General features: G+C 47.4%; 11 protein-coding genes. 10 read left to right on the forward strand and 1 reads right to left on the reverse strand.

The annotated features are described in order from the left end of the window. Positions 1-6 precede the first annotated feature (6 nt). The 9 genes from murD to lpxC all read left to right on the forward strand — a co-directional run bounded on the left by murD (position 7) and on the right by lpxC (position 10386). Positions 7-1317, forward strand: a complete 1311-nt coding sequence (gene murD / locus AAC855_RS03535) for a UDP-N-acetylmuramoyl-L-alanine--D-glutamate ligase (RefSeq protein ID WP_340608275.1) — start codon at positions 7-9, stop codon at positions 1315-1317. Continuing rightward, positions 1317-2510 (forward strand): cell division protein FtsW, encoded by a 1194-nt coding sequence (gene ftsW, locus AAC855_RS03540; RefSeq protein WP_340608225.1) that lies wholly within the window; start codon positions 1317-1319, stop codon positions 2508-2510. Before murD ends, ftsW begins: the two co-directional genes overlap by 1 nt. After that, a complete protein-coding gene (gene murG / locus AAC855_RS03545; RefSeq protein ID WP_340608226.1) occupies positions 2507-3574 on the forward strand; it encodes an undecaprenyldiphospho-muramoylpentapeptide beta-N-acetylglucosaminyltransferase in 1068 nt (355 codons plus the stop codon). Before ftsW ends, murG begins: the two co-directional genes overlap by 4 nt. A gap of 73 nt (positions 3575-3647) precedes the next feature. Then, a complete protein-coding gene (gene murC, locus AAC855_RS03550; RefSeq protein ID WP_340608227.1) occupies positions 3648-5123 on the forward strand; it encodes a UDP-N-acetylmuramate--L-alanine ligase in 1476 nt (491 codons plus the stop codon). Then, a complete protein-coding gene (locus AAC855_RS03555; protein WP_340608228.1) occupies positions 5116-6036 on the forward strand; it encodes a D-alanine--D-alanine ligase in 921 nt (306 codons plus the stop codon). The genes murC and AAC855_RS03555 overlap by 8 nt, the downstream gene beginning before the upstream one ends. A gap of 1 nt (position 6037) precedes the next feature. Beyond that, positions 6038-6844 (forward strand): cell division protein FtsQ, encoded by an 807-nt coding sequence (gene ftsQ / locus AAC855_RS03560; protein ID WP_340608229.1) that lies wholly within the window; start codon positions 6038-6040, stop codon positions 6842-6844. Positions 6845-6879: 35 nt separating this feature from the next. After that, on the forward strand, positions 6880-8136 hold the full coding sequence (gene ftsA, locus AAC855_RS03565; RefSeq protein ID WP_086955564.1) for a cell division protein FtsA: 1257 nt from the start codon (positions 6880-6882) through the stop codon (positions 8134-8136). 66 nt (positions 8137-8202) lie between these two features. Continuing rightward, positions 8203-9366, forward strand: coding sequence for a cell division protein FtsZ (gene ftsZ / locus AAC855_RS03570; RefSeq protein ID WP_340608230.1), 1164 nt, complete (start codon positions 8203-8205; stop codon positions 9364-9366). 99 nt (positions 9367-9465) lie between these two features. Beyond that, positions 9466-10386 (forward strand): UDP-3-O-acyl-N-acetylglucosamine deacetylase, encoded by a 921-nt coding sequence (gene lpxC / locus AAC855_RS03575; RefSeq protein WP_099109904.1) that lies wholly within the window; start codon positions 9466-9468, stop codon positions 10384-10386. 134 nt (positions 10387-10520) lie between these two features. On the opposite strand, the gene AAC855_RS03580 is transcribed toward lpxC, so the two are convergent. After that, positions 10521-11072, reverse strand: coding sequence for a DUF721 domain-containing protein (locus AAC855_RS03580; protein WP_340608231.1), 552 nt, complete (start codon positions 11070-11072; stop codon positions 10521-10523). Between the two features lie 37 nt (positions 11073-11109). Here AAC855_RS03580 and secM point away from each other — a divergent pair, with 37 nt between their 5' ends. Then, positions 11110-11646, forward strand: coding sequence for a secA translation cis-regulator SecM (secM, locus tag AAC855_RS03585; RefSeq protein WP_340608232.1), 537 nt, complete (start codon positions 11110-11112; stop codon positions 11644-11646). Positions 11647-11657: the final 11 nt, after the last annotated feature.

Here is an 11657-nt window from a genome sequence, read left to right on the forward strand (position 1 = left end):
CGGATCATGACAAAATACGAAGGTAAAAAAGTCGTTATTGTTGGGCTGGGGTTAACCGGCCTTTCCTGCGTTGACTTTTTCATGGCGCGTGGCGTGATTCCTCGTGTGATAGATACCCGTATCGTACCGCCGGGCAGTGACAAGCTGCCTGATAATGTTGAATGTCATACCGGAAGCTTCAATAAACAATGGCTGATGGAAGCTGACTTAATCGTCTCCAGCCCGGGTATTGCGCTGGCAACACCTGAACTACAGGCTGCGGCTGATGCTGGCATTGAAATAGTCGGCGACATTGAATTGTTCTGCCGTGAGGCAACAGCGCCGATTGTGGCGATTACCGGCTCAAATGGCAAAAGTACAGTAACCACGCTGGTGGGGGAAATGGCGAAAGCCGCCGGATGGCAGGTTGGCGTTGGAGGGAATATCGGTATTCCTGCTCTGGAGTTATTGAAACAACCGTGTCAGCTATATGTTCTGGAGCTTTCGAGTTTTCAGCTTGAGACGACTTACAGCCTGCGGGCAGCCGCTGCGACCGTGCTGAATGTCACTGAAGATCATATGGTTCGCTACCCTGAAGGGCTGGCTCAATATCGCGCTGCCAAGCTGCGTATCTACGATCAGGCCAAAGTATGTATTGTGAATGCGCAGGATGATTTGACCCTGCCGGTATCAGGTAAAGACAGCCGTTGTATCAGTTTTGGTGTCGGAAGTGGTGATTACTGGCTTGACAGTGAGCAACAACAATTCGTTGTCAATCAACAGTCCATCCTGTCTACACGAGAGATGTGTCTGACAGGTCAGCATAACTACACTAACGGGCTTGCTGCGCTGGCACTGGCCGATGCGGTTGATATTCCCTGTGAAGCCAGTTTGCGGGCACTGCGTACTTATCAGGGGCTGGCGCACCGTTTTCAGGTCGTCCATATGAGAAACGGTATTCGCTGGGTTAACGATTCGAAAGCAACAAATGTCGGCAGCACTCAGGCAGCACTGAATGGCCTGATACTGGAAGGCACACTCTACCTGTTAGTTGGTGGTGACGGGAAAGAGGCAGATTTCACACCTCTTCGGCCTTATTTATCCGGAAATAACATTCGTCTTTATTGTTTTGGTCGTGATGGAAATCAACTGGCGCAGCTGCGTCCGGAAATTTCCAGACTGACGGATACGATGGAACAGGCCATGCGGGAAATTACGCCCAAATTGGTTAGCGGAGACATGGTTTTATTGTCACCGGCCTGTGCGAGCTTTGATCAGTTTAGTGGTTTTGAACAGCGGGGTTATGAGTTTTCCCGCTTGGCGGAGGAGTTGGGTTAATGATCATTCCGGGCCTTGGTAAATTTAAAAATTGGCTGGCGGGTAATGTGGAAAACGATTCCACAGATATCGTCATGTATGATCGTACCCTGGTCTGGATGGTGCTTGGGTTAGCGGCGATTGGTTTTGTGATGGTGACATCGGCTTCAATGCCAGTCGGTCAGCGTCTTGCTCAGGATCCATTTATCTTTTCGAGTCGCGATGCCACTTATCTGGGGCTGTCATTCGGCCTGTCACTGATTACGCTGCGTATTCCGATGGCGTTCTGGCAGCGTTACAGCATCATTATGTTATTAATGACGATCATGATGTTGGTTGTCGTGCTGTTTGTGGGTAGCTCGGTGAATGGTGCATCTCGCTGGGTAGCCATTGGCCCTTTACGTATTCAGCCGGCGGAACTGTCGAAGTTGTCACTCTTTTGTTACCTCTCCAATTATCTGGTGAGAAAAGTCGAAGAGGTGAGAAACAACTTCTGGGGGTTCTGTAAACCCATGGGAGTCATGATTGCGTTGGCTGTCTTGTTACTGGCCCAACCCGATTTGGGTACCGTGGTGGTACTGTTTGTAACCACGCTGGCTCTGTTATTTCTGGCGGGGGCAAAGCTGTGGCAGTTTCTTGCCATCATTGGCTGCGGGATCTTTGCGGTTATCGTGTTGATTATTGCAGAGCCATACCGTGTGCGAAGGGTAACTTCTTTCCTGAATCCGTGGGATGATCCTTTCGGTAGTGGCTATCAGCTGACACAGTCCCTGATGGCATTTGGTCGCGGAGACTTTTTCGGGCAAGGGCTTGGGAATTCAGTTCAGAAACTGGAATATCTGCCGGAAGCGCACACTGACTTTATTTTCTCCATTTTAGGAGAAGAATTAGGTTATTTAGGTGTGGTTTTAGTATTGGCAATGGTATTCTTCGTCGCTTTCCGCGCAATGATGATTGGCCGCCGTGCGTTACAACTCGATCAGCGATTTGCAGGATTTCTGGCCTGTGCCATTGGTCTCTGGTTCAGCTTTCAGGCATTCATCAATGTGGGTGCAGCTTCAGGAATGTTACCGACGAAAGGACTGACATTGCCTCTTGTAAGTTATGGTGGTTCGAGTTTGATCGTGATGTCAACGGCCATCGTTTTATTATTGCGAATTGATTATGAAGTGCGTCTGGCAAAAGCGCAGGCGTTCGTAAGGAGCCCTAAATGAGTGGCAAAAACCGGCGGTTGATGGTAATGGCGGGCGGAACCGGAGGCCATGTGTTTCCGGGACTGGCGGTTGCCCATTATTTGCAAGAACAGGGCTGGGAGATTCGCTGGTTGGGAACAGCTGATCGCATGGAGGCTGATTTAGTTCCGAAACATGGCATTGAGATCGAGTTTATTCAGATTTCAGGGCTACGAGGCAAAGGGATAAAAGCGCTACTTGCTGCCCCTATCCGAATTTTTAAGGCTATCCGGCAGGCAAAAGTGATTATCCGACGCTATCAGCCGGACGTTGTGCTGGGAATGGGTGGATACGTCTCAGGGCCGGGCGGTATTGCAGCATGGTTGTGTGGTGTTCCGGTCGTTCTTCATGAGCAGAATGGTATCGCAGGGTTAACTAATCGCTGGCTGGCTAAAATTGCAAAAACTGTTTTGCAGGCTTTTCCGGGAGCATTTCCTGATGCCCCGGTAGTCGGTAACCCGGTTCGTAAAGATGTGTTGGCATTACCTGCACCGGCACAGCGCCTTGCAGACAGACAAGGGCCTGTGCGTATTCTGATTGTTGGTGGTAGTCAGGGCGCAAGGGTTCTGAACCAGACAATGCCAGAAGCCGCTTCCCGTCTGGGAGACAGCATCTCTGTATGGCATCAGGCGGGAAAAGGCGCTCAGGCAGAAACACAGAAAAAATATGCTGATTCAGCTGCTGTTGATTTCAGGGTGACTGAGTTTATTGATGATATGGCACAGGCTTACGCGTGGGCTGATATCGTTATTTGCCGCTCCGGTGCATTGACCGTCAGTGAGATTTCAGCGGCGGGTTTGCCTGCGATTTTTGTACCGTTTCAGCATAAAGATCGTCAGCAATACTGGAATGCGTTGCCACTGGAAAAAGCAGGAGCAGCAAAAATACTTGAGCAATCTCAATTTACTGCCGATGCCGTCGTGGAATTACTGAAACAGTGGCAGCGTCCACAATTGCAGGAAATGGCAGAAAAAGCCCGTTCTGTTGCCATTATTGATGCGACTGAACGAGTGGCTGCGGCATTAGTTGATGCCGCTAAAAAATAGTATTCAGGCCGTTTTGTGGGTTTAACTATACCGGCAGAGCGGAGAAGTAAACATAACTAGTGAAGATTAAAACGTGAATATACAACAGTTGGCGAAATTAAGAGCTTCAGTGCCTGAAATGAGAAAAGTCAGGCATATCCACTTTGTTGGCATTGGTGGTGCTGGCATGGGTGGGATCGCCGAGGTGTTGGCCAATGAAGGTTATCAGATAAGTGGTTCTGATCTCGCTCCCAATCCGGTGACACAGCAACTGATTGAACTGGGAGCAACTATTTATTTTAATCACCGCGCGGAAAATGTACGCAATGCCAGTGTGGTTGTTGCATCAACAGCAATCCCTGCTGATAACCCAGAAATTATTGCGGCCCGTGAAGCTCGTATTCCGGTTATCCGTCGTGCAGAGATGCTGGCAGAGCTGATGCGCTACCGACATGGAATCGCGGTTGCGGGAACACATGGCAAAACGACGACGACAGCAATGATTGCAGGTATCTATGCTCAGGCTGGTCTTGATCCTACCTTTGTCAATGGTGGGCTGGTCAAAGCTGCGGGCACTCATGCTCGTCTTGGCTCCAGCCGTTACCTGATCGCTGAAGCGGATGAAAGCGATGCGTCTTTCCTGCACTTGCAACCCATGATGGCAGTGGTAACCAATATTGAACCCGACCATATGGATACCTATCAGGGAGACTTTGAAAACCTGAAGCAGACTTTTGTAAACTTCCTGTATAATTTGCCATTTTATGGTCGGGCCGTGATGTGTATTGATGACCCGGTTGTGAAAGAGTTAATTCCCCGTATCGGTCGTTATGTGACGACTTATGGCTTCAGCAAAGAGGCTGATGTTCACATTACCCATTATGAACAGAAGGGTGCGCAGGGCTTCTTTACCATCAGCCGTGAAGATTTACCTGAACTTCATGTTGTCCTGAATGCTCCGGGAAAACATAACGCACTGAATGCGACAGCTGCTGTGGCTGTCGCGACGGAAGAAGGTATTGATGATGCTGCGATTCTGGCATCGCTGGCTGAATTTCAGGGAACCGGACGCCGTTTTGATTTCTTGGGTGATTTTTCTCTCAGGAATATTAACAACAAAGAAGGCAGTGTCATGTTGGTTGATGATTATGGTCATCACCCGACTGAAGTTGATGCGACAGTTAAGGCTGCGCGGGCTGGCTGGCCAGATAAACGTATCGTTATGGTATTCCAGCCTCACCGTTATACCCGAACGCGTGATTTGTACGATGACTTTGCCAATGTATTGAATCAAGTGGATGTTCTGTTAATGCTGGATGTTTATTCTGCCGGGGAAACGCCGATACCGGGTGCGGACAGCCGTTCTTTATGCCGTACTATTCGCAGCCGAGGGAAGTTAGACCCGATTTTGGTGTCAGAACCGGAGCAAATTTCGGTCATGCTGTCACAAATAATGGAAAACAACGACTTAGTATTAGTACAGGGTGCCGGTAATATCGGTAAAATAGCGCGCAATTTGGCTGAAACAAAATTACAGCCGTCTTTTAATGAAGGGGAGCATCATGGCTGATAAGGTCGCTGTCTTGTTGGGAGGGACTTCTGCTGAACGTGAAGTTTCACTGCAATCCGGGCAGGCTGTTGTAGCTGGGTTGAAGGAAGCAGGTATTAATGCACATTCAGTCGATACAAAATACTTTGATGTGACTAAACTCAAGGAAGAGGGGTTCAGCAAAGTCTTTATCGCCCTGCATGGACGTGGTGGGGAAGATGGAACAGTACAGGGTGTACTGGAATTTTTGCAACTCCCTTATACCGGCAGCGGCGTAATGGCATCCGCTTTATCAATGGATAAATTGCGCACGAAGCAGTTATGGCAGGGGGCAAAACTGCCTGTTTCCCCTTATGTTGTATTTAATTCCCATCAATTTGAACAAGTTAATGATTTTCAAATCAAAGAATATGTTCAAGAATTAGGGCTGCCGTTAATGGTTAAGCCAAATCTGGAAGGTTCCAGTGTTGGCATGACTAAAGTGAATGACTACTCCGAATTACGTGGAGCACTGGAGCTGGCATTCCAATATGACCAAATTGTCTTGGTTGAGAAATGGATGTTCGGCCCGGAATATACAGTGGCATTTCTTGGTGATGAAGTTCTTCCCTCCATCCGCATTCAGGCACCGGAAGTATTTTATGACTATGATGCGAAATATATCTCAAACGAAACTAAATATTTCTGTCCGAGTGGTTTAAGCGCAGAAAAAGAGCAGGAGTTGGCGGATCTCGCATTAAGAGCCTACAAGATCGTGGGATGCAGTGGTTGGGGAAGGGTTGATATCATGGATGATGGAAATGGCAATTTCTATCTACTGGAAGTGAACACTTCTCCGGGTATGACAAGTCATAGTCTGGTGCCTCAGGCTGCGCGTCAGACGGGATTAAGTTTTTCACAATTAGTAGCGAGAATTCTGGAGCTGGCTGATTGATATGTCACAGGCAGCCCGGAATACGCGGGAAATTGAAGTTCGGAGTTCCCGCCCCAGCAATGGTTATTATCTGGCAGGGTTTCTCTTCTTCCTGATGGTGGTTGGCACTGTCATATGGGGAGGCTGGGTAACCTTAGAGTGGATGAAGGATTCAAACCGGCTGCCACTCTCAAAGCTGGTGCTGACAGGCCAGCGGCATTACACCACGGATGATGATGTCAGGCAGGCTATCCTGTCACTGGGCACGCCAGAGACATTTATGACACAGGATGTCAATGTCATTCAGGGTCAGATAGAGCGGCTGCCATGGATTCGTCAGGTCACTGTACGTAAACAATGGCCTGATGAACTGAAAATTCATCTGGTAGAATACGTTCCTTATGCGCGTTGGAATGATACGCAAATGCTGGATAAAGAAGGAAGAGTATTCAGTTTGCCTATTGAGCGTAGCGCCGGAGGGCATTATTCGATGCTCTATGGCCCGGAAGGCAAAGAAAAAGTCGTATTGGCAGAATATCGCACAATGGCTGAACAGCTTGCTGCACATAAAATGAAATTGAAAGCAGTGATCATGACGGCTCGTAATTCCTGGCAACTGGTACTGGATAATGATGTCCGGCTGGAATTGGGTAATAAAGATCAAGAAGGGCGCATTCAGCGTTTTATTGAACTTTACCCTGTGTTGCAGAAAAACACGCAAAAACGTGTGGCTTATGTGGACTTACGTTATGACAGTGGTGCTGCGGTTGGCTGGGCTCCTTTATTAACTGACGCACCGGCTTCAATGAACGGGCAAGAAAATAAATAGTGACCGGCAATAATACAGAGACAGGCAGAACAACGATGATCAAATCAACGGACAGAAAATTGGTAGTTGGCCTTGAAATCGGGACAGCAAATGTATCTGCCCTGGTTGGTGAAATTCTGCCCGATGGTATGGTTAATATTATCGGAGTGGGGAATTGCCCATCCCGCGGCATGGATAAAGGTGGCGTCAACGATCTTGAATCAGTCGTTAAATGCGTTCAGCGGGCGATTGATCAGGCTGAATTAATGGCAGATTGCCAAATATCTTCAGTTTATCTGGCGCTGTCTGGCAAACATATTAGTTGCCAGAACGAAATTGGCATGGTGCCAATTTCAGAAGAAGAAGTAACACAGGATGATGTGGACAGTGTTGTCCATACAGCCAAATCGGTTCGTGTTCGCGATGAGCACCGTATTTTGCATGTGATCCCACAGGAATACGCTATCGATTATCAGGAAGGTATCAAAAACCCGGTCGGGCTTTCCGGTGTGCGTATGCAGGCGAAAGTGCATTTGATTACCTGCCATAACGACATGGCAAAAAATATTGTAAAAGCTGTTGAGCGTTGTGGGCTGAAAGTTGACCAGCTTATTTTTGCAGGATTAGCGGCAAGTTATGCTGTTTTGACAGAAGATGAGCGTGAATTAGGGGTATGTGTCGTTGATATCGGCGGCGGAACGATGGATATCGCGGTATATACCGGCGGTGCATTGCGTCATACCAAAGTGATCCCATATGCAGGAAATGTTGTTACCAGTGATATTGCCTATGCATTTGGTACACCGCCGAGTGATGCTGAAACCATCAAAGTACGCCACGGTTGCGCACTGGGCTCGATAGTCAGCAAAGATGAAAGCGTTGAAGTTCCGAGTGTGGGAGGACGCCCTCCCCGCAGTTTGCAACGCCAGACTCTGGCTGAGGTTATTGAGCCACGTTATACCGAACTGCTGAATTTAGTCAATGATGAAATTTTACGCTTGCAGGAACAATTGCGTCAGCAGGGGGTTAAACATCATCTGGCCGCGGGGATTGTTTTAACAGGTGGGGGTGCTCAGATAGATGGATTGGCTGAGTGTGCTCAAAGAGTATTCCATACTCAGGTACGTATTGGACGTCCCCTGAACATTACCGGCCTGACAGATTACGTGCAGGAGCCTTGCTACTCAACAGCAGTCGGGCTTCTGCATTATGGCAAAGAATCCCACCTTGGCGGTGATTCTGATGCTGATAAAAGAACTTCAGTAAGCGGCTGGTTCAAAAAAGTCAGTAGCTGGCTGAGAAAAGAATTTTGATTTTTTATACAGAGGCCGTGAAAATGATGTCGGCCTCGACATAAAGGCACAAAACGGAGAGAAATTATGTTTGAACCACTGGAATTAACCAATGACGCGGTGATTAAAGTCATCGGCGTTGGCGGTGGCGGCGGTAATGCTGTTGAGCATATGGTGCGTGAGCGTATTGAAGGTGTAGACTTCTTTGCGGTTAACACTGATGCTCAGGCATTGCGTAAAACAGCTGTCGGTCAGACCATCCAGATTGGCAACGGCATTACAAAAGGATTGGGCGCTGGTGCGAACCCTGAGGTCGGACGTACAGCGGCGGAAGAAGACCGCGAATCGCTGCGTACGGCACTGGAAGGGGCCGATATGGTATTTATCGCTGCCGGTATGGGTGGCGGCACAGGAACTGGTGCTGCTCCCGTTGTGGCTGAAATTGCTAAAGAGCTTGGAATTCTGACCGTTGCTGTTGTCACCAAGCCATTTAATTTTGAAGGCAAAAAACGTATGGCCTTCGCGGAGCAGGGGATCACTGAGCTGTCCAAACATGTGGACTCACTGATCACTATTCCAAACGACAAATTGCTGAAAGTGCTGGGTCGTGGCATCTCTCTGTTGGATGCATTTGGTGCAGCCAATGACGTGCTGAAAGGTGCGGTTCAGGGTATCGCTGAACTGATTACTCGTCCCGGCTTGATGAATGTTGACTTCGCTGACGTTCGTACTGTGATGTCCGAAATGGGTTATGCCATGATGGGCTCTGGTATTGCGCAAGGTGAAGACCGTGCGGAAGAGGCGGCTGAAATGGCTATTTCCAGCCCATTGCTGGAAGATATCGACCTGTCCGGAGCGCGTGGTGTACTGGTCAACATTACAGCGGGCTTTGATCTGCGTCTGGATGAATTTGAAACCGTGGGTAATACTATCCGTGCATTTGCTTCAGACAACGCAACGGTGGTTATCGGTACGTCACTGGATCCGGATATGAATGATGAGCTGCGTGTCACTGTGGTTGCCACGGGTATTGGGATGGATAAACGTCCTGAAATTACACTGGTGACTAATAACAAGGCATCTCAGCCAAATACATTGGATCGCCGCTATCAGCAAATACCTGGTGGAATGTCATCATTAGCTGATGAAAATAAACCAGCTGCAAAAGTAGTTAATGACCAAAATGCACAGACAAGTAAAGAACCTGATTATCTAGATATTCCGGCATTTTTGCGCAAGCAGGCTGACTAATAGCTAAAAAATTGGCTTCTCCGCTTTTTGTGTTAAAATATTCTGCCAATCATATTTTATAGTGATTGGCAGGATTAGTAATATTGCGAGAGATAAACGATGATCAAACAAAGGACATTAAAGCGTATTGTTCAGGCGACAGGTGTCGGTTTACATACCGGTAAAAAAGTCACATTAACAATGCGTCCCGCGCCGGCTAACACCGGGGTCATCTATCGTCGTACTGACTTGAATCCTCCGGTAGATTTCCCGGCTGATGCCAAATCCGTGCGTGATACTATGCTCTGCACTTGTCTGGTGAATGAACAAAATGTGCGAATTTCAACCGTTGAGCATCTGAATGCAGCATTGGCAGGTTTGGGTATCGATAATATTGTTATTGATGTTGACGCGCCAGAAATCCCGATTATGGATGGTAGCGCCAGCCCGTTTGTCTTCCTGTTATTGGATGCAGGTATTGAAGAGCTGAACGTTGCGAAAAAATTCGTACGTATGAAAGATACAGTTCGCGTGGAAGAGGGTGATAAATGGGCTGAACTGGCGCCATATCACGGTTTTAGTCTGGATTTCACCATTGACTTTAAACATCCGGCGATTGATTCCAGCACTCAGCGTTATAGTCTGGATTTTTCAGCAGATTCTTTTGTTCGCCAGATTAGTCGTGCGCGTACTTTTGGATTTATGCGTGACATTGAGTACCTGCAATCTCAGGGCCTGTGCTTAGGCGGCAGCTTTGATTGTGCGATCGTGGTAGATGATTACCGCGTACTCAATGAAGATGGCCTGCGCTTTGAAGATGAGTTTGTCCGACATAAAATGTTGGATGCTATCGGTGACCTGTTTATGTGTGGTTATAACATTATTGGCGCATTTACTGCGTTTAAATCAGGTCATGCATTGAATAATAAACTGTTACAGGCAGTTTTAGCGCAGGAAAGTGCTTGGGAGTTTGTCACATTTGAAGATGAAGCTGAAATGCCACTGGCTTTCCGCGCACCATCAACAGTGTTGGCATATTAATACAGTCGATTATTAAGACAGTCGATTATTAATACAACTGTTATTGATAAATCATGTATTGAGAATATTCTTATGATTCATCAGTGGGTTATGTTATCTATAACGCTCCTCTCGCTGATGTTTTTTATTCAGCGCTAACGTTTCATCTTGGCTGTTCTGGTACTCTCTCCGGCCAGCGCAGCCAATCGCTCCAACCTTCTTTTCAATTTTTCAGGGCTACGTTCGGCCAATGCTATTAATGTTTCTGCACTTTCATGGCTTAATTGGCGAGTTGGCAAGCTCTGACTATCATTATTAAGTTTTCTTTCTGATATTTTTTCGACACTCTGTTCATTATTATGACTTTTAACCATTAATGATGGATTAATCCTGATGTCGATAGAAGATAAAGATGGTAGAATTTCACTTCTTAATGCGGAGAGTAAAACGGGAATTTCATAGTAAAGTCTGGTTTTCCAGCTGGCATTACCTGTTTCCAGCACCAAAATATGTTTACGATAATTTGCGACCCTGCACCAAGGGCGTACTTGTCCCGGAAGCAGGCTAAGAACAGCCCGGTTGAGTTTCAGTAATGCAATGGCATGTCGTTGAATGGCCTGAAGCGGGCTTTTTCCGGCAGCTGCCGCATTTTCTGGCTGATTTTCAAACAATAACAAGTCCAGTGATTGTGGGCGGCTATCTCGCATAATAAAGGCGGTTCCAGTATTTATTAATGAAGGTTTCATGAGTATTCTAAATCTTTGGCGACAATTTGGCAGGCGTTATTTTTGGCCTCACCTTTTACTGAGCATGGTTGCTACAGGAATTGGTGTGCCTCCTATTCTTGCCGGAGCCGCGGAAAGCCTGCCACATACAAATACCTCATCTGCCCAGAGAAACCAAAATCGGGCACTTTCATCATTTGAGCATTTGTTTCAGTTACAAAACGCTCAACGCCAACCGTCCAATTACTTAAATTATTGGCAACAACACGCCGTTCGTAATGTTATTCGGCAACTTTCTTTTGCTTTTTCTATTTCTGAGCCTGTCAGATATGAAGAAGCAAAAGAAAGTATCCGAGTTGCAGTACCTTTTATGCAACAGATCATGCTGGATACACTGCATGCCATGCTGATACAGGCACCGACCCGATTTGAATCTGCGGTCAGTGCTGGGACTGTGGCAGTAATTTCTCCGGATGTCCATACACCGGCACTTTGGGTTGCTCAAATTCAGGGTATCCGAGCCGGGCCAGCGGTTGACCATCAATCTTTATTGTAATGTATCTGTCT

The sequence above is a fragment of the Xenorhabdus bharatensis genome (assembly GCF_037996705.1).
Lineage (GTDB): Bacteria > Pseudomonadota > Gammaproteobacteria > Enterobacterales > Enterobacteriaceae > Xenorhabdus > Xenorhabdus bharatensis.

Excerpts from the sequence above, each read along its gene's own strand:
- murD (WP_340608275.1), top strand. The coding sequence starts at position 7 with ATGACAAAATACGAAGGTAAAAAAGTCGTTATTGTTGGGCTGGGGTTA.
- ftsW (WP_340608225.1), top strand. The coding sequence starts at position 1,317 with ATGATCATTCCGGGCCTTGGTAAATTTAAAAATTGGCTGGCGGGTAAT.
- murG (WP_340608226.1), top strand. The coding sequence starts at position 2,507 with ATGAGTGGCAAAAACCGGCGGTTGATGGTAATGGCGGGCGGAACCGGA.
- AAC855_RS03555 (WP_340608228.1), top strand. The coding sequence starts at position 5,116 with ATGGCTGATAAGGTCGCTGTCTTGTTGGGAGGGACTTCTGCTGAACGT.
- ftsQ (WP_340608229.1), top strand. The coding sequence starts at position 6,038 with ATGTCACAGGCAGCCCGGAATACGCGGGAAATTGAAGTTCGGAGTTCC.
- ftsA (WP_086955564.1), top strand. The coding sequence starts at position 6,880 with ATGATCAAATCAACGGACAGAAAATTGGTAGTTGGCCTTGAAATCGGG.
- ftsZ (WP_340608230.1), top strand. The coding sequence starts at position 8,203 with ATGTTTGAACCACTGGAATTAACCAATGACGCGGTGATTAAAGTCATC.
- lpxC (WP_099109904.1), top strand. The coding sequence starts at position 9,466 with ATGATCAAACAAAGGACATTAAAGCGTATTGTTCAGGCGACAGGTGTC.
- AAC855_RS03580 (WP_340608231.1), bottom strand. The coding sequence starts at position 11,072 with ATGCGAGATAGCCGCCCACAATCACTGGACTTGTTATTGTTTGAAAAT.
- secM (WP_340608232.1), top strand. The coding sequence starts at position 11,110 with ATGAGTATTCTAAATCTTTGGCGACAATTTGGCAGGCGTTATTTTTGG.